This is a genomic window from Bombella dulcis (assembly GCF_026385505.1).
Lineage (GTDB): Bacteria > Pseudomonadota > Alphaproteobacteria > Acetobacterales > Acetobacteraceae > Bombella > Bombella dulcis.
Genome location: NZ_JANIDV010000004.1, coordinates 183791 through 209313, shown reverse-complemented (window position 1 = coordinate 209313; position 25523 = coordinate 183791). Strand labels below are relative to the sequence as shown.

Sequence of the window (25523 nt, the reverse complement as noted above, 5' to 3'; positions counted from 1 at the left end):
GGTGGCCTGTATTTACAGGCCCCGGTCCCGCTTGATCTGATCCCATGCCGCATTGATGCGGGCCACACGCTCCTGAGCCGCCAGCCGTTGGGCGTCCGTCATGGGGCGTTGGGCAAGCCGGTCTGGGTGGTGCTCACGGATCAGCACCCGCCAGCGGGCACGGATTTCGCCATCGCTGGCCGTCGCACTGATGCCCAGAACACGGTAGCATTCTGCCGATGACGAGGTGGAGGCAGCACGGGGCTGCCCGCTTTCCGCCCGGTCCCAGGCCCGTTCTGAAAGGCGGAAGGCTTTATGCGTCCGGCGGAGGAAGTCCGTCTCAAGGGGATGAAGGGGGGCCTTGGGGGGCAGATCGGCCCTGGCAATCATGAACAGGACGCCGAGAAGTGTTTCCAGAGGTTCCGGCTTGTCGGCAAAGGCACGGCCCAGTTCCTTGGCATACATCTCGAAATCGTCTGTCCGTTCTCTGGCACGGTCAAAAAGAAGGCCGATTTCTTTCTGATTGTCGTCCGGGAAGCGGAAAGACCGTTTGAAGGCATCAATTTCAGCCCGGTTCACGGGGCCATCCACCTTGGCCAGCTTGGCGGACAGTGTGACCACGCCAAGCCCGTAGAGCTGATCTGTCTTGCCCAGCAGGGCAGAAAGTTTCGCAGCGGTGAAGAAGGCGGCATTATGCGGGTCCGGCTGCCCCCGTGCGGGAAAGCGGTCCCCCCATGTGCCGGAAAGAGGGGTAAGCAGTTTGTCCGTATCGGACATATGACCGAGAATGACACCCAGAAGGCCACCTATCGGCCCTCCGGCTGCAAACCCGGCCACACCTCCAAACATTTTCCCCCAGAAAGCCATTGCCGCCCTCCCTGTTCATGCAGGCGTGAGTCTATCACGAGGATAGGAGAAGCGGGAATAGGGATATCATCGTCCGGACTGGGCCGATGTCTGCGGAAGGTTGGTTATGGCAGGCTGTTGCAGGGCAAAACGGAGGGCCGTGAGGCGCAGCAGGGAGGCAAGGGCCTGTTCCGGCGGGCGGTGCCTGTCCAGCCGGGCGATGAAGGCGGCGAAAGCCAGTCCTTCACGCTGCGCTATGACTTCCAGAACCTGCCAGAATTCCCCTTCTAGGGCGATGGAGGTCCGGTGCCCGTAAAGGCTGAGGCTGCGCTTCTGCAGGCGGGATGGAGAGGAGGCCTCGTACATGCCGTGTCCGGGGGTCAGTCCTGCTGGTAGCGGGGCATGGGCCATTCATCCTCGCTCCAGTCCCCTCTGGCCCAGTTCCGGCGGAGTTCAGCGGCGGTCTGTTCCAGCGTTCCGGCCACGATGGCGGCCCGTATCTGGCGCATGAGCCGTTGATAATAGGCGAGATTATGGAGGGTCAGGAGCATCGGCCCCAGCATCTCATTGGCCCGGAAGAGATGATGCAGATAGGCCCGGCTGTACCGGCCTGCCATCGGGCTGTCATCCTCGGGGGAGATGGGACGGGTATCTTCGGCAAAGCGGGCGTTGCGGAGATTCAGCGTGCCCCGCTCGGTATAAGCCCGGGCAGTCCGGCCTGCACGGGACGGCATGACGCAGTCGAACATGTCGCAGCCACGCATGACGGCTCCCAGCAGGTCATCCGGGGTTCCCACACCCATCAGATAGCGGGGCTGATCTTCGGGCAGCATGGGGGTCGTGTAATCCAGCGTGGCAAACATCAGCTCCTGCCCTTCGCCCACGGCCAGACCGCCAATGGCATAGCCTTCAAAGCCGATCTTCCGCAGGGCGAGGGCGGAGCGTTCCCGCAGGTCCTGCTCCGTGCCGCCCTGTACGATGCCGAACTGCCCATAGCCGGGCCGGGCGATGAAGGCCTCACGGGAGCGGGCGGCCCACCGCATGGAGCGTTCCATGGAGGCTTCCAGAACGTCTTTTGTGGCGGGGAGGGCAGGGCATTCATCAAAAGCCATGGTAATGGTGGCATCCAGTTTGTACTGGATGTCCGTTGAACTTTCAGGCGTCAGCCGGTGGGAGCTGCCATCAATATGGGAGCGGAAGGTGACGCCATCCTCATCCATTTTCCGCAGCGGTCCCAGAGACATGACCTGAAATCCGCCGGAATCCGTCAGGATGGGGCCGGGCCAGTCCATCATGCGGTGCAGCCCGCCGAGACGCTGGACCCGTTCAGCCGTAGGGCGCAGCATGAGGTGATAGGTATTGCCCAGCACGATGCCCGCTCCGGTGGCCCGGACATTGTCCATCGTGATGCCCTTGACGGTCCCGACCGTACCAACCGGCATGAAGGTCGGTGTCGGCACGCTGCCGTGGCGGGTATGCAGCCAGCCAGCCCGTGCCTGACCACACTGGGCCTCTTTCTGCCAGTGCATGTGGTCGGACGGGGTCAGGGTGGGGCGGATGGGGACAGTCGTCATGGGGCACGTTCCAGAAGGCAGGCATCACCGTAGGAATAGAAGCGCAGCCCTTCGGCAATGGCGTGATGATAGGCATGGCGCATGGTCTGTGTCCCGGCAAAAGCGCAGACCAGCATGAAAAGCGTGGAGCGGGGCAGGTGGAAGTTGGTCAGCAGCGCATCCACGGCCCGGAAGCGGTAGCCGGGCCTGATGAAAATGGAGGTTTCCCCGGTCCAGGGATGGACGATGCCCTGTTCATCTGCTGCACTTTCCAGGAGGCGCAGGCTGGTCGTGCCCACGGCAACGACACGGCCCCCGTTGGCACGGGTCTCGTTGATGAGACGGGCTGTTTCTTCATCAATATGGCCCCATTCCGCATGCATCTTGTGTTCGGCAATGGTGCTGCGGACGGGCAGGAAGGTGCCAGCTCCGACATGCAGGGTGAGGGTCTGTTTTCTGATGCCTCTGGCAGCGAGGGCCTCCAGCAGGTCTTCCGTGAAGTGCAGCCCTGCTGTGGGAGCAGCCACTGCGCCACGGAAGCGGGAGAAAATGGTGCGGTAATCGCTTGTATCCGTCTCGGTCGGGCCATTGGGGCGGGCAATGTAGGGCGGCAGGGCCAGAGTCGCTCTGCGTTCCAGGAAGGCATCAAACTCATCGCCCTCGACCGAGAAACGGATGGTCACGGCCCCGTCGCCTTCATTGGTCAGGACGTCAGCGGTGACGGGATCATCCTCAAAGCGGAGTTGATTGCCGGGGCGGAGCTTGCGGGCATTGCGGGCCAAGGCGTGCCACTGGCCTTCCGGCAGGATGCGGTCCAGCGTGATTCCGATTTTGGCGTCGCCCCGGCGGGCCTCCATTTTTGCCCGGATGACTTCCGTATCATTGGCGATGAGCAGGTCGTCTTCTTTTAGCAGGTCGGGCAGGTTGCGGATGCGGTGAAGGGAGAGGGTGGCGTCATCGGTTCCGGCAAGGGCGGGCGGGACGACATGCAGGAGTCGTGCCATGTCCCGGGGGCGGGCAGGCTCCGTGGCGATATGATCCCGGGGGAGGGTGAAGTCGAAAAGGGAGAGGTCGTCAGTCATTCAGGGCGAGATGGTCGGAGAAACAGGCATGTCAGTGAAAAGGGGGCTGACGCCCCCTCCAAGCTGCTGACTCGTTGTGAAATGAAGATCAGTCACGCCCCAGCTGATGCTTGAGAGCATTGATCAGCGTCTGCACCTGCCCGCCATGACGGGTAAGATAGGTGGTGTAATCGCTGCGCTGTGTCATGCGCATGCTGGCCCCTTCACCATACAGGTCGACCACTTTGGGTGGCTCGCCATCAATGACGGCGGTCATCAGCACGTCAGGCTGGTGTGGACGGGAAATCTGGAGTGTCACCTTCTGGCCAGCCGGAGAAGGGACGCTCTCCACGAGACGGAAGGAGATGTTCTGATATTCGCCCATGCGGGCCGTGACGGCGTTGAGCAGCACATCCTGAAACAGTTCCAGATAGAGCTTCTGCTGTTCCGGTGTGGCGACTCGCCAGTAGCGGCCGAGGCAGTAGCGGCCAATGCCCTGCACGTCCACATTTTCACGCAGGAGGGGGAGCAGGGCGTCCCGTTTCTTGGCCAGCGGGACGTTGCTGTTCAGGACAGTGACCAGCCTGCTACCAAACCTGCCGACAAAAGCCTTGGCCTCATCGCTGGAGGGCGCGGCGAAAGCCAGTGTGGGCACGAGAGCGAACAGGCTGGCAGCTCCCAGAATGGTGCGGCGTGTAAGCTGACGGAGCATCATGTTGAGGGATCCTTCCAATAAAGGCTTCCTGGCGGGACGGAATGGTCAGTACCAGTCGGGTGTGGTGGCGCGGTGATCAGCCTTGAGGGCGTCGATCTGGCTCTGACGCTGCTGCTGCCATGCACTGCGCATGAAAGCGTAGGGGTCGAGGCTCTGATGTTCCAGCTGGTCCAGCTGGTCCGTGCTGTCGGCAAAGCTGTTGAAGGTTCCGAGAATATTGTATCCCCAGTTGAAGCTGATGAGGGCATACCCGCTCGGGACATAGTTGATGGGTGTTAGTCCCTGACTGATGGCATACCCTGCGGCATCACGGAAGCTGCTGGGACCGAATCCCGGCAGGAAAATATAGGGGCCGGACTTCACGCCCCAGAGGGCCAGAACCATGCCGGGGTCCGTTTCGTGCTGCTTGTACCCGAGATACTGGGCAACATCGTAGAAGCCGGCCGTCGTCATGTTCAGGAGGAACCGCATGAAGGCATCGCCCGCCCTGCGGGGGCGTCCTGCCCCGACGTCGGAAAAGAACACGGCAGGTTCACGCCAGGTCTCGTTCAGCGTGGCAACGGAGGTCCGGATGGGCTGGGGGATGTTGTTCTTCCAGAAGCGGCCAATCGGGCGCAGGGCCTTGTGATAGACCCACATGTTGAGGTTGAACATCTTGCGGTTGAACGGTTCATAGGGGTCATTGACCGCCTTGTAGTCTGCCAGATCATCAGGGTCGGTCGGCGGCTTGGAGTGGAGGGAACCGCATCCGCCGAGGGAGAGCAGGGTCAGACAGCCGATCAGTGTAAAAAGGGCAGGAAATCTGCCCCGATGATGCTGCGTTGTGCTGCCTGTGCACGCCATGTTGCTGCCGCTCCTGCTTCTTCAAAGGCCCGGCTATGGCGGCAACGCCACAGCTATTGCTGGGGTAGCGTGCCTGAAGGGGAACGGGCCGGGACTGTAACACACATTTGACTCTACCTATGCCAGTCATGAAGACCAGCACAATTCAAGCATATGGCACTTGTCTGATGCTGCCTACCCCTTTCGATTGTCTCTCTTGTATAAGAGGGAGAAGTATTGCATTTTTGCATCGTTGGGTTTTCTCATGGGAACCAGCCCTGGCGTGGACGGCTTTTTTTTAAGCCCCCCTCTCAGGAGAAAGGGCCTGTTGTTTTGATGGGTCTATAATTTCATGAATTGTTGAGAGATTTTATGTCCCGTTTTCATAAAGGTCGCAGCTGGCTTCTGTCTGCCAGCGCACTGGTGGCCAGCCTTGCCATCTCCGGTATCGCCTGTGCGGATCCCACGGTGCAGGTGAAAAATTGGGGAAAACTTTCCACAGGCCAGAAGGTGAAGGCTATTACTCTGACTAACGATCATGGTATGAAGGTCACCGTGCTGAGTTATGGGGCCGTTGTCCAAGAGGTGGATGTGCCGGATCGTCTTGGCCGTCTGGGTAATGTGGCACTGGGCTTCCCCAATATTGCCGCCTATGAGAATCACAATTCCGATCCCCATTTCGGTGCCGTGCTGGGGCGTGTAACGAATCGCATCTCTGGTGGTGTGTTTACACTGGATGGGCAGACCTACCATACGAGCATCAATGAAGGACCGAATACCCTACATGGTGGTACGGAAGGTTTTGACCGCAAGCTCTGGATCATCAAGCGCAAGGGTGTAGATTCGCAGGGTGCTTACGTCGTGCTGCAACTGGTCAGCAAGGATGGGGATCAGGGGTTCCCGGGTGATCTGACAACGCAGGCGACCTATCGTTTAAGTGCCAATGACACGCTGAGCCTGAAGTTCCAGGCGAAGGTGAAGAAGGCTCCGACCGTCGTGAACCTCTCCACGCACAATTACTGGAACCTCAATGGCGAAGGGTCCGGGACCATTGCGCCGGAAGTGGTGCAGATTTACGCCGACCGCTACCTGAAGACGGACGACCAGTCCATCCCGACGGGTGATCTGGCCTCTGTTGATGGAACACCGTTCGACTTCCGTCAGCCCCGCACGGTGGGTGAGGGCCTGCTGAGCCGTGACCCGCAGATGGTGCCACAGGGTGGTTATGATAAATGCATGGTGCTGATCGGCCCGTCCCAGCCCGGCAATACGGAGCGTGTCGTCGCCCGTGTGACGGACCCCCGTTCCGGCCGTGTGATGGAAGTGGCCACCAACATGCCGGGGATGCAGTTCTATTCCGCCAATCATCTGATCGGCAATTATCAGGGTACGTCAGGCCGTCCTTACAACAAGTGGGATGCTCTGGCATTCGAGCCGGAATTCTACCCCAACAGCCCGAACACGCCGAGCTTCCCGAGCATCGAGTTGAAGCCGGGCCAGACCTACGATTACGGGATGAGCTTCCACTTCACCCATCAGCAGTAAGGTCCGGGGCCTTCATGGTCCTGATCTGAAAGAAGGGGCCGGACGGGTGCGGAGGTACTGTCCGGCCCTTTTATATATGCGCCGTATGTTCCGGAATGACTCATCAACAGCCACATGGAGCGGACTTTCAGGAGTCCCCTGAATCTGTCCACATTTCTCCCGGCTCAGCGCACAGGATGATGCCCCGACCTGTCCCCTGAACTGGGGATAAGTTTGAGGAAGGGTAGACGTCATTTAGGCTTACGAGGATTAATTTTGGGATAGAAGGCAGAGAACATTTTTTCAATTTCTGTATTTTTGTATATTTCATCTAGATTCTTTATAATTATCTATTATTCGCTCTGAAAGAAGGGCTTTTTCTATTATTTTATAATTATCTTCTAAATTTTTTATGTTGTAATAGTGATATTGTGGAATTTTTTTGTCTTATGATAAGATTTTTGCATGTTCTATTAACTCAAGCCAGATTATTGCATCTCCAGCTTGAGATATAGAGGAGGGTTTTTGGGAGTCTTTTCCACTAGGGGCGTGGCCGTCTTTGATTAATTTTTGGGCATCTTCTTGGGAAGGAATCTCATGTGTCAGAACTTTATCTGAAAATATCTCCTGTAAACGTTCTACAATCTTTAAGCGTGATTCCAGATTATACTCTGATGATTTTTGTGATTCTTTTAGCTCTGAGATTACGAGATCTATTTCTTTATTCATGGATTTCTTGAGTCTTTTAATAGTTTTCTCTGGAATAATTCCGCTTGATTTTAGATGTCCATAAATATCTGATTTTAGTTTGTTTTTTGAATTTTCTAGAAACTCTTCTGACTTTTTGAATTGGTCATGTGCATATTTCATGGCCATACGAATATTACTTTTGAATTCGATTAGGACCTGTTTTGTTAGGAAGAGATTTTTTTCTTTTAAAGAGGCGCACTCTTCAAGAGTCTGCATAAGTTTGTTTGCGGTATCATTCGTTAAACGGAACATTCCAAGCAGAACATTCGTATCAACGCTTAGCATAGCAGTATCCCAAGCCTCTTCGGCTCTGGAGGGATGTGTGGCGAAGAAGTATTCAAGAGACTTTTTCATATCTGATAGTTCGTGAAATCCTGATCCATGTCGCCGAAGCGGACGATGCGGGCAGGGTTGCCGACGGCCGTGGCACGGGACGGGACATTGCCTAGCACGACCGAAGCCGCCCCGACACGGGCATGGGCACCGATTTCCAGATGGCCCAGGATTTTCGCTCCAGCCCCGATCAGGCAGCCCTGACGGATGATGGGATGACGCTGCCCGCCATTCTTTCCGGTGCCACCAAGGGTGACACTCTGGAAAAGGGACACGTCATCTTCAATGATGGTGGTCTCCCCGATGACAATGCCCGTGCCGTGGTCGATCGTGATGCGCTGGCCGATCTGGGCGGCAGGGTGAATGTCGATGCCGAATTTTTCATTCACGCGGCTCTGGAAGTGATAGGCCAGTGGCCTGCGGCCTGCTTTCCAGAGGTGATGGGAGATGCGGTAGGCCTGTAAGGCGTGGAATCCCTTGAAGAACAGGAAGGGCGTGGCGAGGTCCGGGCAGGCCGGGTCTCTCTGGAGAGTGGCCACGATATCCGAGGCGGCAGCCCGTGTGATGGCGGGGTCAGCCTTCAGTATGGAGGCAGTCAGCTCCATCAGGGTCTGTTCCGACATGGCACGGTCGGTCAGCTTGGTGCTGATCAGCGAGGCCAGGGCAGAGGCAAAATCAGCATGATTGCAGATGTTGACGGCGAACAGGTCCCGGATCAGCGCATCGGCACAGCCGCAGGCCTGTGTCTGCATGACGGACCAGAATCTGTCCAGAAATTCGGGGTCTGATGAGGAATCAGGAAAGGTGTCGAGAAAATCGGCCATAAATGATCGCAGTTTTTTTATAGTCCCATGGCCTTCTGGACAAACCCATGCCGCAGGGAGGGCAGGCGTTTCATGGCCATGAGTCCGGCATGTCGGGCATGACGGATGAGAGGCATGTTGGTGCTGAAGAGACGTTCCATCAGGTCGCAGCCCGCCAGCATGGCAAGGTTGCCCGGACGGCTGAGCCGCTGATAGTGCTGGAGGAGAGCCGGGGCACCGAGGTCCTGCCCCCGTGCATGGGCGTCTCCCAGAATGTCGTTGAGGGTGCGGACGTCACGGAAGCCGAGATTCATCCCCTGTCCGGCAACGGGATGAAGCCCGTGTGCGGCATCGCCTGCCAGAAGGAGGCGTGTGGCATGATAACGGTGCGCATACTGGGAGGCCAGAGGATACGTCCAGTGCCTGCCGGCCAGCGTGATGGTTCCGAGGTCTTCCCCGCAGAGGCGGTCTTCCACCAGCCGGGTGAAGCTGGCGGCATCAAGGCTGGTGAAGTGGGCGATGCGCCCGGGCCGGTCCGTCCAGACGATGGCGGAGCGGTGAGGGTGTGTCTCCGTGCCGGGGAGGGGCAGGCGGGCAAAAGGCCCCTGAGGCAGGAAATTTTCGAGCGCACTGCCATGATGGGGCTTCTCATGAGCCAGCACGCTGACGAGGGCGATCTTGTTGTAGGGGATGCGGGTCAGTCCGATCCCGGCCTGCTGGCGGAGGAGGGACTGCCGCCCGTCCGCCGCGATGACAAGGGACGCCGTGACGGTTTCGCCCGTATCAAGGGTGATCCGGGCTTCATCCCGGGAGAAGGTGAAACGGCCCGTGGCCGGGGCACGGACATCCAGTCCCGGCTGGTTGGTGAGGGTGCGGGCAATGGCGGCCAGAAGATTGTGGGCTTCCACCATCCAGCCGAAGGGGCGGTCTTCGGGGGCGTCATCGCCGGTGAAGCTCAGCCCGTCGGCAATGGTGCTGCGGGATGCGGCGGGGATGCGGCCCTGGCTGTCCGTGACATGAATGGTGGTGATGGGCTGGGGCGGCAGGGGCAGGGCCTGCCAGATTCCGGCATCTTCGAGCAGGGGGCGGATGCCCTCGGCAAGAGCATAGGCACGGCCATCGGGATTCCGGGCCGGTGTGGTGGAGAGGGGGGAGCGTTCCAGCAGAAGGATGCGTAGTCCCTTCCGGGCCAGCAGGCAGGCCAGTGTCGCCCCGATGGGGCCACCGCCATTTATGCAGAGGTCATAATCTGTACCCACGACAGGTGCTCCTTCCCGGCCTGACGGATGGCAGGATACTCCCGCCTTTGCGGTCCTTCGGGACCGGGGGAGCAGGTCTATCGTGTCTAGCCTTATCTTTGCCGAAAAGAAAGTCTTGCAGAAATCGTTATGAAGGTGGCACGATTTTACTTCGGATCAGCGAAAGACCAACGGGAGAAGGGTCGGAGGGGATGAAACTTGTAACGGCGATCATAAAGCCATTCAAACTGGATGACGTGCGGGAAGCCCTTGCCGAGCTTGGCGTGCATGGCCTGACAGTCACGGAGGTGCGTGGTTTCGGGCGGCAGAAAGGCCAGACGGAAATTTATCGTGGGGCGGAATACACGGTCAGCTTCATTGCCAAGATCAAGATTGAGACGGTCGTGCCGGATGAGCGCGTGCCTGATATCATCGATGCCATTACTGACACTGCCCGGACGGGGCGGATCGGCGACGGCAAGATCATGGTGACGGATGTGGAACAGATGGTCCGCATCCGGACGGGTGAGACCGGGGAGGGTGCCCTCTGATGCGTGCGATTGATACGGGTGATACCGCATGGATGCTGGTCAGCACGGCTCTGGTCCTGCTGATGACCGTTCCCGGCCTTGCCCTGTTCTATGCCGGGATGGTGCGGCGGAAGAATGTGCTGTCCACCATGATCCAGTCTTTCGGCATCTGCTGCATTGTCAGCATCGTCTGGATGGTGCTGGGCTACAGTCTGGCCTTCTCGACCGGTACGGCATGGATCGGGGACCTGTCCCGTTTCTTCCTGCGGGGCATTGCGGATCACATCCATCAGGGTGTTGACGGTGCCTTCACGCTGGGGGCGGGCACTCCGGCAGAAACGCCCATGACCATCCCCGAGAGTGTCTATCTGATGTATCAGATGACCTTTGCCATCATCACTCCGGCTCTTCTGACGGGGGCTTTTGCGGGCCGTGTCCGGTTTGCGGGCCTGTGCGTGTTCACCGTTCTCTGGTCCCTGCTGGTCTATTCCCCCATTGCTCACTGGGTCTGGAGTCCGCTGGGCTGGGTGGCCGGTCTCGGTGCCGTGGATTTTGCAGGTGGTACGGTCGTTCACATCAATTCCGGTGTGGCCGGTCTGGTCTGCGCCATCATGATCGGCCGCCGGTACGGGCTGCATCGTGATGACATGTCCCCGCATAATCTGGCCTATGCCATTATCGGGGCGTCCCTGCTCTGGGTGGGCTGGTTCGGCTTCAATGCTGGGTCGGCACTGGGGGCGAACGGGCGTGCCGGTATGGCCATGCTGACGACGCAGGTCGCTGCGGCTGGCGGTGGCATGGGCTGGATGCTGGTGGAATGGTGGCGGCATGGCAAGCCGACGGCACTGGGGATCATCTCCGGTGTGGTGGCGGGCCTTGTGGCCGTGACCCCGGCCGCCGGTTTTGTCCTGCCTGGCGGTGCCCTTGTCATCGGGCTGGCTGCTGGTGGCATCTGTTTCTACAGTGCTGCCGTCCTGAAGAACAGGCTGGGCTATGATGACAGTCTGGATGCTTTCGGTGTGCATGGTGTGGGAGGCATCGTCGGTGCCCTGCTGACGGGCGTATTCGCCTATGGGCCGCTTTCTGCCACACCTTCCAGCCCGGCTGGCATCAGCGGGGGCTGGGCGCAGCTTCTTCGTCAGGCTGAGGCTGTGGGTGTCACCATCGTCTGGTCCGTCGTGGTGACGGCCGTGATCTTCTGGGTTGTGGACAGGCTGATCGGGATGCGTGTTTCCGCCGAGGAAGAGCAGGTGGGTCTGGACCTGACCCAGCATGGCGAACGCCTGAACTGACACATCCGTAGGCTGTCCTGTCTCCTGCCGGGGCAGGACAGCTTTATGGAAATCAGGACCGGGTGATTTACGGGCTGGATGAAAAAGGGTGCGGGTCTTTTTGGCCCATGCCTGTTATGATCGCCACGTAATCATGAGATGTGAGGATTGAATTCATGAAGCTGACACGACTGTGCCTGCCTTTGGTGGCCTGTTCCATGCTGGGTGGCACGGCTGCACTGGCTGCGGCCCCTGCTTCCGCTTCTGCCCCGACAACGGGCAAGCTGTCTTTCATGGCCTGTCACCGGGCCTTCAGTGATGCCAAGAGGGCTGGCACACTGAATGGACAGAAGTACGGCGACTTCAAACAGAGCCACTGTAACGGGACGGCTGCACCGGCACAGGCCCCGGCCTCTGCTCCGGCTGCGACCGGCACGCCCTCCGCTTCCACGGCGGCTCCTGCTGCGGCAGCCGCTCCTGCCCCGGCAACGGGCAAGCTGTCTTTCATGGCCTGTCATCGGGCCTTCAGTGATGCTAAGAGGGCTGGCACGCTGAATGGACAGAAGTACGGCGACTTCAAACAGAGCCACTGTAACGGGACGGCTGCACCGGCACAGGCCCCGGCCTCTGCTCCGGCTGCGACCGGCACGCCCTCCGCTTCCACGGCGGCTCCTGCTGCGGCAGCCGCTCCGGTTGCCAGTGGCAACGTCGTGTTCCCGGCCCGTGTGTCTCCCGAGTTTGCATCGCTTACACCGGGGAAAGCCCGGATGCAGACCTGTCTGGCACAGTATAATGCCAACAAGAGCACCGGCCGCAATGGCAGCCTGAAATGGATACAGAAGGGCGGCGGGTATTATTCTGAATGTAACAACCGTCTGAAAACGGCCCAGTAAACTCTTTCTGAGACGATGAAAAGGCCCGCTCTCATGGCGGGCCTTTTTTGTTGAGAGCGGGTCAGGGCAGGACAGGTCCGGCCCAGTGCCACCAGTCTCTGGCGGCGTCCTGTCGGGCAAGATGCCGTGCGGCTTCGGCGGCTTTTTCGGCACTGTCGAACAGGGCGAAGCATGTGGCTCCGGAGCCGCTCATGCGGCTGAACCGGACATCCGGGAGAGCCGCAAGCTGCTCCAGCACCGTGGCGATGACAGGTTCCTGAGCGATGGCATGGGGCTGGAGGTCGTTTTCCGTGGTTCGGAGGAACGCAATGAGGGCGTCCAGCGTCGGCCAGCCTGCTTCCGGGAAAGAAAGAGATGGGCGGACGGTGATGCCGCCCGTGGCCGCCAGTCTCCTGAAGATGCTGGGTGTGGAGACGCTGACGCCCGGATTGACCAGCAGGATGCCCATTTCCGGCAGGGAAGGAGCGGGTGTCAGTATGTCGCCAATGCCTTCCATGCGTGTGGCTTTCTGTACCAGACAGACGGGAACATCCGCTCCAAGGGTGGGGGCTGCCCTGGTGGCCATGTCTGCCGGGAGATGCCAGTAACGGGTGAGCAGCCGCAGGGCGCAGGCTGCATCGGCGGACCCGCCGCCAATGCCTGAAGCCACGGGGAGGTGCTTTTCCAGCCGCAGGGCGGTAGCGGGGAGTGTCCGGCCTGTCGTTCCCATTTCGTGCCGCAGGGATCGTGCGGCCTTCAGGATAAGGTTGTTACTGTCGGCTTCCAGCCCCTCCGAGAAAGGCCCCTGAACTGTGAGGCTGTCCTCATCATCCGGTGTGGTGGCGGAGAGGGTGACATGATCGCCTGCACCGGCGAAGACGGCCAGACTGTCCAGCAGATGGTAACCATCATCACGACGGCCCGTGACATGGAGAAACAGATTGATCTTGGCGTGGGCCATATCCTGAAGCAGAGCCATGACAGGGCAACTCCGGGTGAGGGGTGTTCATTTGAGATGAGGCTATGTAACAAATTGGGCGATCAAAGGCCATGAGGAGGCGTATCCGGCGTCTCCATCCTCCGGAATCGTGACGAAAGGATTCTTGTTCACTATGGCATCTTCCCCGGCACTTCCTGCTCAGGATGTTCTTGCAGCCCTCCGCCTGCATCAGGAATGGGGTGTGGATGGCATCATGGAGGACATGCCGTGGGATGTCTGGGAGGACAGTCCCGTATCGTCCATCCGGGCCAGGGAGACACGGCCCGCCCCTCCGGTGAGGCAGCAGGTGACACAGCAGCAGGCTCCCCGCCAGGGTCTGAAAAGCCGGGAAGCTGTTCTGGCAGAGATTGCCGGTGCCCCGGATGTTGAGGCCCTCATGAAAGCCAGTCTGAATCTTCCGGGTATCAGTCTGATGCGTATGGCCAAACATCATCTGGCACCGGTTCTGGTGGAGGGGGCACCGTTTCTGCTGGTGGGGGAGGTGCCCAATGAGGATGAGGACCGTCATGGCATCTTGTTTGCAGGGGCGATGGGGACTCTTCTGGACAGGATTCTGGCGTCAGCGGGGTTGGAGCGGGCGCAGCTTTCCATGGCTCCGGCCATTCCGTGGCGGCCGCCGGGCGGCCAGCGTGTTTCGCAGCGTGATCTGGAAGCCTGTCTGCCGGTTCTGCAGAGGGCGGTCGCTCTGGCAAAGCCCAGGCGGATCGTGACGATGGGGGCAACCCCGGCATGGATGCTGCTGCAGAAAAATTCCCGTCTGAGCCAGCTGCGTGGCCGCTGGCATGAGGCGGATATTCCCGGCTTGGAAGAGAAGGTGCCGTTACTACCCCTCTGGCACCCGGCCCAGCTTGGCGGGAATGCGGGACGCCGGAAGACCCTCTGGGCGGACATGCTTCTTTTGGCCGGGACCTTGTTTCCGGAAGCATGAGCGTGGAGTCGCAATTCCGATTCGCATCTTGTCATGCTCCCTGATGGAGGGGTGGAATGTGGAGATGAGAGTAAAATTGGTTATTCTTTAATAATACCGGAAGTGAACCGTAAAAAAAACACTAACAGTGTGTAAAATCAGAAGAATATTCTGGATTCCTCACTAGGGAGATATTAGCATGAAAGGCACACTGGAATTTTTTGCTTAAACGTCAAGGGTTGCCAGAGGCGCAAAAGCGGGTTAGTCCACCGGCATTATGCGATGGATATTTCCATGTGGGTCTCCCGCAATGTGGTCCGGCGTCGTTCTCAGCGCAGCTATTTTGGCGGGATGCACTGTTTCCCCAGCGCAGGGGCAGACATTTCCTCTTTCGTCTCGTGCAGTTGAGCATTCAGGTGGCTGGGGTTGTGATGCGTGTTTTCTCAACAGAGAGGGGGCTTCTTTGCCGCATCCGTTGCCTCCCTCTGTGGCTGAGCACTATCTCGTACTCTTTGCAGCAGTTCGTGAGGGTAATGCGGTTCGTTTGGAGCAATTGACTCGTGGGTCGGGAACAGATGGCACGGCTGGACAGTTGCTTTTGCCAGACTATTTGGCTGAACGTTATTTGAACACAGCGTTTCATCCATCGGTGACTGAGCTGACTGTTTGGCTTCAACATTACCCCAATTTACCTGATGCTTCCTTGTTGAAGCATCGGCTGAGCCAGCTCCGTAAAGGTTCTTTCGTGGATGATCAACCTTCATTTGGATACGGGGATGTACTAGATTTTCAGCAGTCGGATAGGGGTACCTCCTTTTCTCAGATACTAATCCGCAACGGGCTTCTGGAACGGGAACTGCTGGACAAGGCCTCCTCAGGTGAGGCCGGGGTTCGCAAGGCCCTCAGTCAGCTTTCCCGCACACCGGGCATGACGCCAACCTATGCAGCGCAGCTTCATGGCGAAATAGCCATGCAGGCTCTCAGCCAGGGAGATACACGGACAGCCCTGAGGGTTGGCTCTGCCGGGCTGGAGAAGGGACAGTACAAGGTCGGCCTGCCCGCCTTCGTGGCGGGGCTGGCTGCCTGGCGTGAAGGGCAGCTCGATGCGGCCTACAGCCTCTTCGAGACGGCGGCCAATGCCGACCAGACGGATGGTGACGTGCAGGCTGCGGCATCCTTCTGGGCAGGCCGTGTGGCCGAGAGGCACGGGGACCGGTCCCTGTACCGGACATGGCTGCACCGGGCGTCCATACAGGGTGAAAGTTTCTACGGCCTGCTGGCGGGGCGTCTCCTGCATTCGGCACATCCCCAGACGGAGATGTTGTCAGGTGCCCTGTCGAATATCGGGCGTGCAGGGGCAAAACAGACGGTCCTGAGCGAGGTGGACATCAATGTTGTGTCCTCCATGCAGGAGGGTGCCCATCTTTTTGCCCTGATCCAGATTGGCGAGCAGGGGCGGGCCGAAATGCTGGCCCGGCAGATGTGGCAGGATGCGCTGGTCGATCCGGTCCGTGCCCATTCCCTTCAGCTGGTCGTGCGAAAGGCTGGGATGCGGGTGCTGGCCGACCAGATGCAGCAGGCCCTGGAACGGCTGGATCACAAGGAATACAAGGAAGTTCTCGGGCCATTGCCGGACCTGCATCCCTATCACGGGTTCCGCCTGTCCTCGGCACTGGTCTATGCCGTGGCCCGGATGGAGTCCAATTTTGACCCTCTGGCATCTTCCTCGGCCGGGGCGTATGGCATGATGCAGGTCCGCCCGATGACGGCCAGCTTTGTCAGTGAGCAGTATCACCTGCCCCAGAGCGTGGCCGTGGCATCCGGCAATGATTTCTACCAGGCAATGCAGCGTCGTCTCCGGGAGCCGGGCTATAATCTGGAGGTGGGGCAGCTTTACATGCTCTATCTGGCCCGCAGCATCGCCCAGGGCGAACAGCGTGACGAAGCGTCCCTGCTGAAGGTTCTCGCTTCCTATAATGCGGGGCCGCAGGCCATCCTGCGGTGGGAAAGCGGGCAGAAGGGCCTTCAGGACCCGCTGATGTATATTGAATGTCTGCCCAGTCAGGAGACCCGGCAGTATGTCCGGAATGTCCTGACCAATGACTGGGTGTATGGCCGCCGCTTGCATGTGGCCACGCCTTCCCTCATGTCCCTGGCTGATGGCCAGTGGCCGAGCTTCCGGGAGGAGGAGCAGGGGCGTGACTCGCCCAGCTGATGCCTGACCCGGCATGTCGAGAGGCCCGTTTCGCAAAGCCCAGACTGGAGTTTCATGCATGGCAGCATGAGGGTCCGTCTGGGTTTTTCATTGAAAAACCCTTGGGAACCGCCTCTTTTTGATAAACGGGGCGTGCAGGGCGGCAGGGTGATGACTGAGATGTGCATGGGAGGGCCGCTTGCCCGGTAGGGCGTCTTTCCTTACAAAAGGCAATGCGTGCTTTCCTTGCAGGAATGGAAAGCGAGCGGATGATAATATGATACCGTGTCTCTCAGGGGGAATTATCCGTCTGTCTGTGGGGTGTCCAGCCGAACAGCGAGTGCTTCAATGTCTCTGAATTCCGTTGTTGAGAGTGTAACGTCCAGAATTATTGAGCGGTCCAAGACGTCCCGCCGTCGTTACCTCACTCTTATGGAGCGTAACCGTGAAAAAGGTGCAGACAGGTCCCGGCTGACCTGCGGAAACCTGGCTCACGCCGTTGCTGCATCCAGTGCTGCTGACAAGCAGGAGCTGGTGTTTGAGCAGCGGCCTAATCTGGGGATTGTTACGACCTATAACGACATGCTCTCCGCACACGAGCCTTATGGCCGTTATCCGGAGCAGATGAAGATTTTTGCTCGTGAGGTTGGTGCCACGGCGCAGGTTGCCGGTGGTGCGCCGGCCATGTGTGACGGTGTCACGCAGGGGCAGGAGGGGATGGACCTGTCCCTGTTCTCCCGTGACGTGATCGCCCAGTCCACGGCCATCGGTCTCAGCCATGCCATGTATGATGGCGTGGCCCTGCTGGGTATCTGCGACAAAATCGTCCCCGGCCTGCTGATGGGTGCGCTGCGGTTCGGTCATCTGCCGGGCATGCTGATCCCGTCCGGCCCGATGACCTCCGGCCTGCCGAACAAGGAAAAGGTCCGTGTCCGCCAGCTTTACGTACAGGGCAAGATCGGCAAAGATGAGCTGATGAAGGCCGAAATGGCCTCCTATCACAGTGAAGGCACCTGTACCTTCTATGGTACGGCCAACACCAACCAGATGATGGCTGAATTCCTTGGTCTCATGATGCCGGATTCCTCCTTCATTCCGGTGGATACGTCCCTGCGTCAGGCCATGACCCGTGCCAGCGTGCATCGTCTGGTCGAGATCAGCGCGAAGGGCAAGGACCCCCGTCCGATGGCCGAGGTCGTCAATGAGAAGGCCATTGTCAATGCGATCGTCGGCCTGATGGCAACGGGTGGGTCCACCAACCACACCATCCATATTCCGGCCGTGGCCCGTGCCGCTGGCATTATCGTGAACTGGGAAGACTTCGCCGAGCTTTCCGCCGTCGTGCCGACGCTCTGCAAGGTTTATCCGAGCGGACCTTCCGACGTGAACAAGTTCAATGAGGTTGGTGGTCTGCCGACCGTCATTTCCGAACTGTCCGGTGCCGGTCTGCTGCATCGTGATGCTCCGACCATTTCCGAAAATGGTCTGGATGATTACGCCAGACGTGCCCTGATGGGGAATGACAAGAACGTCGTCTACACACCGGCCAAGCCGTCCAGCGATCTGGAAATCCTGCGCAGTGCGAAGGAGCCGTTCCATCAGGGTGGTGGCATCCAGCTGCTTCAGGGCAATCTGGGCCGTGGCGTGTACAAGTCCAGTGCCGTGGCGGACAACCTGCTGACCATCGAGGCTCCCGCCCGTGTCTTCCAGTCCCAGACAGCCGTGAAGGAAGCTCAGAAGGCTGGCGAGCTGCATCGTGACGTCGTGGTGGTCGTCATCGGTCAGGGTCCCCGTGGCAACGGGATGCCGGAGCTGCACAACCTGATCCCGTCCCTCGGCGTCGAGCTGGACCAGGGCTTCAAGATCGCACTGGTGACGGATGGCCGTCTCTCCGGGGCCAGCGGCAAGGTTCCGGCCGTGGTGCATGTCGGGCCGGAAGCACAGGTGGGCGGTCCGCTCGCCAAGGTGCGTGACGGTGACGTCATCCGTGTCTGTGCCCGCAGCGGCAAGCTGGAAGCTCTGGTGGATGAGAAGGAATGGGCAGCCCGCACGCCGACCAAGCCGCACCGTGCAACAGCCGGTACGGGGCGTGAACTTTTCGCCCTCATGCGTGAGGCGGCTCCGTCCGCTGAAGAGGGTGCTTCACCGATGCTGTTCATGATGGATCGTGAACTTGAAGAAATCGGTGATGATGTTGAGAAAGGAACTGAGGTATGAGCTACATCGAGAGACTGGATGCGGTAATGGACCGCAGCCCGATTATGCCTGTTCTGGTCATTGAGGATGCGGCTCAGGCCCGTCCGATCGCCGAGGCTCTGGTTGCCGGTGGCATCTCCACTCTGGAAGTGACACTGCGTACGCCGGCTGCTCTGGATGTCATCTCTGAGATGTCCAAGGTTGAGGGTGCCCTGGTTGGTGCCGGTACGGTGCTGAACACCGAGCAGATGGACAAGGCCATGAAGGCCGGTGCGAAGTTCATCGTCAGCCCCGGCATCACGCCGGCTCTGGCCAAGGGTGCGCTGGAGCGCGACGTGCCGTTCCTGCCCGGTACGGCCAATGCCAGTGACATCATGATGGGTCTGGACCTGGGGCTGCGTCGCTTCAAGTTCTTCCCGGCCATGACGAATGGTGGCATTCCGGCCCTCAAGGGGCTGTCTGCCGTGTTCGGCAACCTTGGCGTGCGCTTCTGCCCGACTGGTGGCATCACCGAAGCGACCTACAAGGACTGGCTGGCCCTGCCGACCGTTGCCTGTGTGGGTGGTTCCTGGCTGACCTCTGGCGATGCGTCCGCCGAGGAAGTGGCCAAACGTACGAAGGCTCTGGGCCTGCGCTGAGAGCAGCGTCTGATGGACCGGGGAGCTTCGGCTCTCCGGTTCCGGGGGGGCGGGACATGTGGCATGATCGTGTGTTCCGCCCTTTTTGTATATTTTGTCCGGGATGGACTGAGGAAAAGGCAGTCCGTTGTTTCTATGTAACAGACTGGTCGAATAATCAGGAAAATGTGATCTTTTAGTTAAACCCGTTTCTGTTCCCTGATACAGCTCTGACCATTTAGTCAGGAGGAGCTGTTGAAAACCGTCCGTGCTCACATGACGTCCATTGCCGGTCTGGCCGGTGTGCTCCTGACGGCCATCATGACGACACTGAACGAACAGGTTTCAGCGCAGGGACTGAATGATGTCATGGGGGGGATGGGGCTGAGCCATGATCCCTCCCGCTGGTTTGTCAGCCTCTATACGTCCGCCCAGGTCATCGGGGCGGGGCTTTCACCGTGGATGGCCATAACTTTCAGCCTGCGGCGTTGGGCCTTTTTCGTGCTGGCCCTGGCAGTATGCAGTATCGTGCCGACCGTTTTCTGTCAGACACCCCTGCTGCTTTATGTTCTGCGGAGTTTTCAGGGGCTGGCCGGTGGTTTTGCCATTCCTCTGCTGATGTTCTCCATCCTCAAGATACTGCCCTTCAGTCTGCGGAGCTATGGGCTGGTGGCCTATACGCTGGTTTCCACATGTTTTCCCTATCTCGGGACAATGCTGGCAGGACTGTGGACGGACCTGCTCAGCTGGCAGTTCATCTTTCTTCAGGCCATTCCGCTGGGGGCACTGGCGGGACTGCTCATCTGGTACGGGATGCCCGTCATGGAGCCGCAGCATCACAGGCTCCAGATTTTCAACGGGTATGGTCTGCTGTTTTTTGCCGTGGCGGCCTGGTGCCTGACGACGGTCCTTTCTCTTGGGGACTGGCTGGACTGGTTCAATTCACCGCTGGTCTGCGTACTGGGGGCCATCGGATTGGCGGCTGTCCCGCTGCTGATCTGGAATGAATGGACGCATCCTCTGCCCTTCTTCCGCTTTCAGCTTCTCAGCCGGAACAACTATATTTACGGGGTCGGAGGGATCAGCCTGTTTGTGGTGGTGTCCCTTTCGGCGTCTGCCGTGCCTTTGCAGTTTCTGACCAGGGTTGTGGGGTACCGGCCCGAGCAGAGCTATCTCGTGACGCTGGAAGTCGCCGCCGTGGAGATCGCCATAGCCCCGCTGGTGGGCTATCTGCTCAACCGGCGTGATGTGGACTGCCGGATCGTCGGTTTCTCCGGCATGGTCTGCATGTTCATTGCCTGCTGTGGTGATTCACTGGTCACCTCCGTGTGGCAGAGGCCGGAATTTTACATCTGGCAGTTTCTCCAGGGCATTGGCGGGGTGATGGTGCTGTCCTCCCTGCTGCTGATGTCCACCAATGCCGTGGTGGCAGAAGAATCCCCCTTTGCCGTGGCTCTGGTGAACATGCCACGGGCTTTCATGATGGTCGGTGGCACATGGCTGATGGAGCTGGTTGGCCGCTGGCGTGGCGGCCTTCACTCAGACAGGCTGGCAGATCATCTGGGTCAGTACCGTTATGCGCTGGTGCAGGGCAGCAGCCCACTCATCCAGAGTCCGACACCGCTTCTGCCCGATGGAAGACCCCGCTACCGGGGCAGCATGAGTTACCTCAAGGAGCAGTTCCACCATCAGACCGCCGTGCTGACCCTGTCGGACCTGTTCTGTGTTCTGGCGGCCCTGCTGGTGGTGATGATGTTTTTCATTCTTCTGGTCCCTGTACGGACCTATCCACCGTGGATCGTTTTTGCCCCCCGCAAGGTGAAATCTCCTGATCATCCGGTGGCTCATCACAAGGAGACCATCAGGGCATGAAGGGAAAGCACGTGCAGGATGATGGCCGGAACAGGGCGGGAGAGACGGGAATGACACGGAAAGCGGATGAACAGACGGGTGCCGGTGCCGTCCGGCCACAGGCCAGTGTCACGAAGGAGGTTCCTGCTGACGGGACGGCACTGGCCAGGGAAAGGCGGCGGCGTTGGCCATTCCTGCTGGCTGGAGGGATCATTCTCGTTTTCACAGTCAGCGTGCTGGCCATCGTTTTCGTTCCTGCCGCACGGGTCTGGACGAATGATGCCTATGTGACGGCACATTACAGCGTCATTGCGCCCCGTGTGCCCGGTCAGGTCATTGCTGTTGCCGTGGATGACAACCAGACCGTCCATGCCGGGGATATTCTGGTGCAGCTTGACCCACGGGATTATCAGACCACACTGGATCAGGCCCGTGCGGTGGAGGCGCATGACCGTGCCCTCGTGATGGATGCCGCCGCCAGCGTGGCCCGTCAGCCTGCCATCATTGCTGAGGCGAAGGCCCGTGTGGCCCAGCTGTCCGCCCAGCTTCTTTTTGCGAAACAGAATGCCAGTCGTTACGCCCATCTGGCCCTGAATGGCGCAGGCAGCCGGGAAGAGGGTGAGCGGACCCGGGCCAGTCTGGATGATCTGACAGCGTCCCTTCAGGCGGCGGAAGCCCAGAGAGATGCCGCCGAGGCGCAGCTCCGTGTGCTGGAGGCCCGTCAGGATTCCAGCCGCCGTCAGGTGGATGTGGACCGGGCACGGGTGCATCAGGCCGAGCTGAACCTGTCCTACACGGCCATCCGTGCCCCCTTTGACGGCATGGTTGGGGAACGTACCGTCCAGAGTGGTAATTACGTGCCTGATGGGGCCGCCCTGATGGTCGTCGTGCCGATGGACCAGCTCTGGATTGAGGCGAATTACCGGGAACTTGCCCTCCAGCACATGCGTCCCGGCCAGAAGGCCCGCATCCATGTGGATGCCTATGACATTGATCTTGATGGCGTCGTGGACAGCATGCCTCCGGCTTCCGGTGCTGCTTTCGCACCTCTGGCCCCGGAGAATGCAACAGGCAACTTTACCAAGATTGTCCAGCGTCTTCCCGTCAAGATCACGCTGGTGCCGGGCCAGCCCCATGCCCGCCTGCTGCGGATGGGACTTTCTGTCGAAACGACCGTGGATACGGGGCTGGTATCCGTTGTGCGTGCCCAGACACGGACTGATCGGGCGGTGACGGACAAATGAGCATGAAAGGTCTGTCTGCCTGTGGTCGGGGCGGCGTGATGGGGCTGGTCCTGTTCGGGCTGGCGGCTCTGGGCGGATGTGTGCGGATGGGGCAGGACTACCACACGCCGAAGGAGGATGATCAGCCTGTCGCATGGCAGAAGGCTGCTGATGCACGGGAGAAGCGGAGCCGTGGTTTCACAGGCCCCGCCACGGTGGATGTCAGCTGGTGGCAGCAGTGGCATGATCCGGTCCTGAACCGGCTGGTTGACCGGCTCTCACGGGACAATCTGGACATCAGGCAGGCGGCCACCCGTGTGCTTCAGGCCCGTGGGCAGCTGAAGGTTGTGGCCGCAGAAGGTGTGCCGAGCCTGAACTGGGCCGGGTCCTATACATGGACACAGCAGAGCCGGAAAGGCTTCCTGACGCTGGCCCAGCCCGCCCCGGGGTCCAACCTGCAATATGAGCAGTATGCCAATATTGGCTCCGTTTCGTGGGACATGGATGTTTTTGGCCGCATCCGCCGGCTTGTGGAAGCCGGAAAGGCCCGTGTGGACGAGCAGCAGGCCTATGCCCGTGGCATTGCGCTGGCCCGTCTGGCTGATTTCGTGGAGGCCTATCTGCGTCTGCGGGCGGTTCAGGCACAGATAGGCCTGACGGAACGGCATCAGGCTCTTGTAAGGCATGATCTGGCCCTCGTTCTGGCCCGTCAGAAGGAAGGGGCGGCGAATGATTTGGAGGTGGCGCAGGCCCGTGGGCAGGTGGAGCAGACGGACAGTGCCCTGCCGCCTCTGCGGGACATGCAGGCGGTCCTGATCAATACGATGGGTGTCATGCTGGACCTCCCGCCCCGTGCGTTGGAGGAGGAGCTGATGCCGGTCCAGCCGCAGCTGGATGTGCCCGTTTCTGTCGGGGTGGATGTGCCCTCCAGTCTGGCGCAGCGGAGGCCGGACATCATGGTGGCGGATGCCCGTCTCCATGCGGCCACGGCTGAGGTCGGGGCGGCAAAGGCGGCGTTCTATCCGGACATCAACCTGGCGGGCAATCTGGGGACGCAGAGCCTTTCGGCAGGCGATTTCTTCATGCCTGCGGCCAAATATTTCACGCTCGGCCCGACCGTGAATGTCCCGATCTTTGAGGGTGGACGCCTGCGGGGAACACTGGCCCTGAAGAAGGCCGAGCAGCAGGAAGCCGCTCTGGCTTACCGCCAGACGGTCCTGAATGCATGGCGGGATGTGGATGATGCGATCACGAGGCTGGCCCAGCTCCAGCTCCGCTATCAGCACGTCACGGGGCTGGTGCAGCAGAACCGGAAAGCTTACCGGGCGGCCCGCCTGCAATATGAGGATGGGGCCGTGCCGTTTCTGGAGGTGGACAGGGCGGAATCCATGCTGCTTTCCAGTCAGGTGACGCTGGCGGACCTGCGGATGGAGACGACGCTGGCCGCTGTCAGCCTCTATCGTGCCCTGGGTGGGGGCTGGCAGCCTGTTCTTGCCGCCACCGAGCAGCGCATGACCGCCGATGCCGGAGATGGAAAGGACGGGAAGGGGACCCGCTAGGGGCAGGTGACGGGAAAGTGGCTTTTTGCGGTCTGTTTACGTGAATCTGTCTTGCACAGCGGGAAGGCCGGGGATATGCCACAAGCATGACTGATACACGCTTTTCTCCCCGTCGTGCCCTTCTGTCCGTTTCTGACAAGACAGGGCTGGTTGATCTGGCCCGTGCCCTGGTGGCCCGGAATGTTGAAATCCTGTCCACTGGTGGGTCTGCCCGCACGCTGCGTGGGGCTGGCCTGCCGGTGAAGGAAGTGTCCGAGCATACGGGTTTCCCCGAGATTCTGGATGGCCGGGTCAAGACGCTGGTGCCATGGATTCATGGTGGCATTCTCGGGCGGCGGGACAGGGAAGAGCATAAGGCGCAGATGCAGGAACATGGCATTGCGCCGATTGATCTGGTCTGCGTCAATCTCTACCCCTTTGCGGCCACGGTGGCTTCCGGTGCGGATGCAGAGCAGTGCGTGGAGAATATTGATATTGGTGGCCCCGCCATGGTGCGGGCGGCTGCCAAGAATTTTGCCTCGGTCGCCATTTTGACAAGCCCGGCCCAGTATGCAGACTTCCTCGCCGCTCTGGAGCAGGGTGGCACGACACTGGCGGAACGTCGGGACTGGGCTGCGGCTGCCTATACCCATACGGCAGCCTATGACGGGATGATCTCCGCATGGTTCATCCGGCAGGGGGATGAAGAGGGCAACAAGGTGGCTCTGCCGCCGGTCCTGACACTCTCCGGCCAGCGTGACGAGCTGCTGCGCTATGGTGAGAATCCTCATCAGGCGGCGGCCTTCTATCGTGATGGTAGTACACGGCCCGGTCTGGCGACGGCAAAGCAGATTCAGGGCAAGGCCCTGAGCTATAACAACCTGAATGACACGGATGCTGCCTTCGAGGCTGTGGCAGAGTTTGATGAACCGACGGTGGTGATCGTCAAACATGCCAATCCGTGTGGCGTGGCCTCTGCCGCTACACTGGTCGAGGCATGGAAGGCCGCTCTGCGCTGTGATCCGGTTTCTGCCTTTGGTGGCATCGTGGCCCTGAACCGCACGCTGGATGAAGCTACGGCGGAACAGATCAGTGCGATCTTTACCGAGGTGATCGTGGCTCCTGATGCAGACGAGGGGGCAAAGGCCATTCTGGCAAAGAAGAAGAATCTACGCCTATTGCTGACGGGTGGCGTGCCGGATGCACAGGCACCGGGGCTGTCCTTTCGGTCCGTTTCCGGTGGGTTCCTGGCCCAGAGCCGGGATAACGGGCATGTGACGGAAGAGATGCTGAAGGTCGTGACGAAGCGCAAGCCGACGGCACAGGAAATGGCAGACCTTCTCTTCTCCTTCCGTGTTGCCAAGCATGTGAAGTCGAACGCCGTGATTTATGTGAAGAATCAGGCTACGGTGGGCATCGGTGCCGGGCAGATGTCCCGTGTGGACAGCGCACGGATCGCCGCCCGCAAGAGCGAGGATGCGGCCCAGGCGGCTGGTGAGTCCGAGGCCCTGACCAGAGGGTCCGTTGCGGCTTCCGATGCGTTCTTCCCCTTTGCGGACGGGCTGGAGAGCGTGGTTGCGGCAGGGGCCACGGCTGTCATCCAGCCTGGTGGGTCCATCCGGGATCAGGAAGTGATTGACGCTGCGGATGCTGCCGGTATCGCCATGGTCTTTACGGGGATGCGCCACTTCAGACATTGA

The 25523-nt window shown here is 59.9% G+C and carries 22 protein-coding genes; 12 read left to right on the top strand and 10 right to left on the bottom strand.

Features of this window, described 5'->3' with window-relative positions; all coding sequences use genetic code 11:
• Positions 1–12 precede the first annotated feature (12 nt).
• The 6 genes from NQF87_RS07395 to NQF87_RS07370 all read right to left on the bottom strand — a co-directional run bounded on the left by NQF87_RS07395 (position 13) and on the right by NQF87_RS07370 (position 4997).
• The gene (locus NQF87_RS07395; RefSeq protein ID WP_266127765.1) at positions 13–846 is read right to left on the bottom strand and encodes a TerB family tellurite resistance protein; all 834 of its coding nucleotides are present in this window, start codon (positions 844–846) and stop codon (positions 13–15) included.
• 66 nt (positions 847–912) lie between these two features.
• Positions 913–1236, bottom strand: a complete 324-nt coding sequence (locus tag NQF87_RS07390; protein ID WP_323670722.1) for a ribbon-helix-helix domain-containing protein — start codon at positions 1234–1236, stop codon at positions 913–915.
• Positions 1206–2354, bottom strand: coding sequence for a tRNA guanosine(34) transglycosylase Tgt (tgt, locus tag NQF87_RS07385; protein WP_266127784.1), 1149 nt, complete (start codon positions 2352–2354; stop codon positions 1206–1208). Before tgt ends, NQF87_RS07390 begins: the two co-directional genes overlap by 31 nt.
• Positions 2355–2395: 41 nt before the next feature.
• Positions 2396–3460: a tRNA preQ1(34) S-adenosylmethionine ribosyltransferase-isomerase QueA gene (gene queA, locus NQF87_RS07380; RefSeq protein ID WP_266127764.1), complete on the bottom strand. Its 1065-nt coding sequence runs from the start codon at positions 3458–3460 to the stop codon at positions 2396–2398.
• An 88-nt stretch (positions 3461–3548) separates the two neighbouring features.
• Entirely contained in the window at positions 3549–4154 is a 606-nt protein-coding gene (locus NQF87_RS07375; protein ID WP_266127763.1) for an MlaC/ttg2D family ABC transporter substrate-binding protein, read from the bottom strand.
• Positions 4155–4199: 45 nt separating this feature from the next.
• Positions 4200–4997, bottom strand: a complete 798-nt coding sequence (locus NQF87_RS07370) for an MlaA family lipoprotein (protein WP_266127762.1) — start codon at positions 4995–4997, stop codon at positions 4200–4202.
• A gap of 351 nt (positions 4998–5348) precedes the next feature.
• Here NQF87_RS07370 and NQF87_RS07365 point away from each other — a divergent pair, with 351 nt between their 5' ends.
• Positions 5349–6521: an aldose epimerase family protein gene (locus tag NQF87_RS07365; RefSeq protein ID WP_266127761.1), complete on the top strand. Its 1173-nt coding sequence runs from the start codon at positions 5349–5351 to the stop codon at positions 6519–6521.
• Positions 6522–6947: 426 nt separating this feature from the next.
• Here the strand turns inward: NQF87_RS07365 and NQF87_RS07360 are convergent, their stop codons facing one another.
• The 3 genes from NQF87_RS07360 to NQF87_RS07350 form a co-directional block, all read right to left on the bottom strand.
• Entirely contained in the window at positions 6948–7604 is a 657-nt protein-coding gene (locus NQF87_RS07360; protein WP_266127760.1) for a PIN-like domain-containing protein, read from the bottom strand.
• Positions 7601–8335, bottom strand: coding sequence for a serine O-acetyltransferase (gene cysE, locus NQF87_RS07355; RefSeq protein ID WP_266127783.1), 735 nt, complete (start codon positions 8333–8335; stop codon positions 7601–7603). Before cysE ends, NQF87_RS07360 begins: the two co-directional genes overlap by 4 nt.
• A gap of 89 nt (positions 8336–8424) precedes the next feature.
• Positions 8425–9645 carry an FAD-dependent monooxygenase gene (locus NQF87_RS07350; RefSeq protein WP_266127759.1) on the bottom strand — a complete coding sequence of 407 codons (1221 nt, stop codon included), beginning with the start codon at positions 9643–9645 and terminating at the stop codon, positions 8425–8427.
• Between the two features lie 191 nt (positions 9646–9836).
• Between NQF87_RS07350 and NQF87_RS07345 the strand changes: the two genes are divergently transcribed.
• The 3 genes from NQF87_RS07345 (at position 9837) to NQF87_RS07335 (ending at position 12318) form a co-directional block, all read left to right on the top strand.
• Positions 9837–10175 carry a P-II family nitrogen regulator gene (locus tag NQF87_RS07345; protein ID WP_266127758.1) on the top strand — a complete coding sequence of 113 codons (339 nt, stop codon included), beginning with the start codon at positions 9837–9839 and terminating at the stop codon, positions 10173–10175.
• On the top strand, positions 10175–11446 hold the full coding sequence (locus NQF87_RS07340; protein ID WP_266127757.1) for an ammonium transporter: 1272 nt from the start codon (positions 10175–10177) through the stop codon (positions 11444–11446). Before NQF87_RS07345 ends, NQF87_RS07340 begins: the two co-directional genes overlap by 1 nt.
• Positions 11447–11601: 155 nt before the next feature.
• On the top strand, positions 11602–12318 hold the full coding sequence (locus NQF87_RS07335) for a hypothetical protein (protein WP_266127756.1): 717 nt from the start codon (positions 11602–11604) through the stop codon (positions 12316–12318).
• Positions 12319–12379: 61 nt separating this feature from the next.
• On the opposite strand, the gene NQF87_RS07330 is transcribed toward NQF87_RS07335, so the two are convergent.
• Positions 12380–13276, bottom strand: coding sequence for a 4-(cytidine 5'-diphospho)-2-C-methyl-D-erythritol kinase (locus NQF87_RS07330; protein WP_266127755.1), 897 nt, complete (start codon positions 13274–13276; stop codon positions 12380–12382).
• A gap of 133 nt (positions 13277–13409) precedes the next feature.
• On the opposite strand from NQF87_RS07330, the gene NQF87_RS07325 reads away from it, so the two are divergent.
• From NQF87_RS07325 to purH, 8 genes are all read left to right on the top strand, one after another.
• A complete protein-coding gene (locus NQF87_RS07325) occupies positions 13410–14225 on the top strand; it encodes a uracil-DNA glycosylase (protein WP_266127754.1) in 816 nt (271 codons plus the stop codon).
• 724 nt (positions 14226–14949) lie between these two features.
• Positions 14950–16419: a transglycosylase SLT domain-containing protein gene (locus NQF87_RS07320; protein ID WP_266127753.1), complete on the top strand. Its 1470-nt coding sequence runs from the start codon at positions 14950–14952 to the stop codon at positions 16417–16419.
• A 327-nt stretch (positions 16420–16746) separates the two neighbouring features.
• On the top strand, positions 16747–18615 hold the full coding sequence (gene edd / locus NQF87_RS07315) for a phosphogluconate dehydratase (protein ID WP_266127752.1): 1869 nt from the start codon (positions 16747–16749) through the stop codon (positions 18613–18615).
• Positions 18612–19232, top strand: coding sequence for a bifunctional 4-hydroxy-2-oxoglutarate aldolase/2-dehydro-3-deoxy-phosphogluconate aldolase (gene eda / locus NQF87_RS07310; RefSeq protein ID WP_266127751.1), 621 nt, complete (start codon positions 18612–18614; stop codon positions 19230–19232). The genes edd and eda overlap by 4 nt, the downstream gene beginning before the upstream one ends.
• A 234-nt stretch (positions 19233–19466) precedes the next feature.
• Positions 19467–21083 (top strand): MFS transporter, encoded by a 1617-nt coding sequence (locus tag NQF87_RS07305; RefSeq protein ID WP_266127750.1) that lies wholly within the window; start codon positions 19467–19469, stop codon positions 21081–21083.
• Positions 21080–22306: an efflux RND transporter periplasmic adaptor subunit gene (locus NQF87_RS07300; RefSeq protein WP_266127749.1), complete on the top strand. Its 1227-nt coding sequence runs from the start codon at positions 21080–21082 to the stop codon at positions 22304–22306. Before NQF87_RS07305 ends, NQF87_RS07300 begins: the two co-directional genes overlap by 4 nt.
• Complete coding sequence (locus NQF87_RS07295; protein ID WP_266127748.1) at positions 22303–23844, top strand: efflux transporter outer membrane subunit; 1542 nt, start codon at positions 22303–22305, stop codon at positions 23842–23844. The genes NQF87_RS07300 and NQF87_RS07295 overlap by 4 nt, the downstream gene beginning before the upstream one ends.
• An 86-nt stretch (positions 23845–23930) precedes the next feature.
• The gene (gene purH, locus NQF87_RS07290) at positions 23931–25523 is read left to right on the top strand and encodes a bifunctional phosphoribosylaminoimidazolecarboxamide formyltransferase/IMP cyclohydrolase (RefSeq protein WP_266127747.1); all 1593 of its coding nucleotides are present in this window, start codon (positions 23931–23933) and stop codon (positions 25521–25523) included.

Excerpts from the sequence above, each read along its gene's own strand:
- NQF87_RS07330 (WP_266127755.1), bottom strand. The coding sequence starts at position 13,276 with ATGGCTCTGCTTCAGGATATGGCCCACGCCAAGATCAATCTGTTTCTC.
- NQF87_RS07335 (WP_266127756.1), top strand. The coding sequence starts at position 11,602 with ATGAAGCTGACACGACTGTGCCTGCCTTTGGTGGCCTGTTCCATGCTG.
- eda (WP_266127751.1), top strand. The coding sequence starts at position 18,612 with ATGAGCTACATCGAGAGACTGGATGCGGTAATGGACCGCAGCCCGATT.
- cysE (WP_266127783.1), bottom strand. The coding sequence starts at position 8,335 with ATGCAGACACAGGCCTGCGGCTGTGCCGATGCGCTGATCCGGGACCTG.
- purH (WP_266127747.1), top strand. The coding sequence starts at position 23,931 with ATGACTGATACACGCTTTTCTCCCCGTCGTGCCCTTCTGTCCGTTTCT.
- NQF87_RS07345 (WP_266127758.1), top strand. The coding sequence starts at position 9,837 with ATGAAACTTGTAACGGCGATCATAAAGCCATTCAAACTGGATGACGTG.
- NQF87_RS07390 (WP_323670722.1), bottom strand. The coding sequence starts at position 1,236 with ATGGCCCATGCCCCGCTACCAGCAGGACTGACCCCCGGACACGGCATG.
- NQF87_RS07295 (WP_266127748.1), top strand. The coding sequence starts at position 22,303 with ATGAGCATGAAAGGTCTGTCTGCCTGTGGTCGGGGCGGCGTGATGGGG.
- NQF87_RS07365 (WP_266127761.1), top strand. The coding sequence starts at position 5,349 with ATGTCCCGTTTTCATAAAGGTCGCAGCTGGCTTCTGTCTGCCAGCGCA.
- NQF87_RS07360 (WP_266127760.1), bottom strand. The coding sequence starts at position 7,604 with ATGAAAAAGTCTCTTGAATACTTCTTCGCCACACATCCCTCCAGAGCC.
- NQF87_RS07370 (WP_266127762.1), bottom strand. The coding sequence starts at position 4,997 with ATGGCGTGCACAGGCAGCACAACGCAGCATCATCGGGGCAGATTTCCT.
- NQF87_RS07300 (WP_266127749.1), top strand. The coding sequence starts at position 21,080 with ATGAAGGGAAAGCACGTGCAGGATGATGGCCGGAACAGGGCGGGAGAG.
- NQF87_RS07395 (WP_266127765.1), bottom strand. The coding sequence starts at position 846 with ATGGCTTTCTGGGGGAAAATGTTTGGAGGTGTGGCCGGGTTTGCAGCC.
- queA (WP_266127764.1), bottom strand. The coding sequence starts at position 3,460 with ATGACTGACGACCTCTCCCTTTTCGACTTCACCCTCCCCCGGGATCAT.
- tgt (WP_266127784.1), bottom strand. The coding sequence starts at position 2,354 with ATGCACTGGCAGAAAGAGGCCCAGTGTGGTCAGGCACGGGCTGGCTGG.
- NQF87_RS07375 (WP_266127763.1), bottom strand. The coding sequence starts at position 4,154 with ATGATGCTCCGTCAGCTTACACGCCGCACCATTCTGGGAGCTGCCAGC.
- edd (WP_266127752.1), top strand. The coding sequence starts at position 16,747 with ATGTCTCTGAATTCCGTTGTTGAGAGTGTAACGTCCAGAATTATTGAG.
- NQF87_RS07340 (WP_266127757.1), top strand. The coding sequence starts at position 10,175 with ATGCGTGCGATTGATACGGGTGATACCGCATGGATGCTGGTCAGCACG.
- NQF87_RS07325 (WP_266127754.1), top strand. The coding sequence starts at position 13,410 with ATGGCATCTTCCCCGGCACTTCCTGCTCAGGATGTTCTTGCAGCCCTC.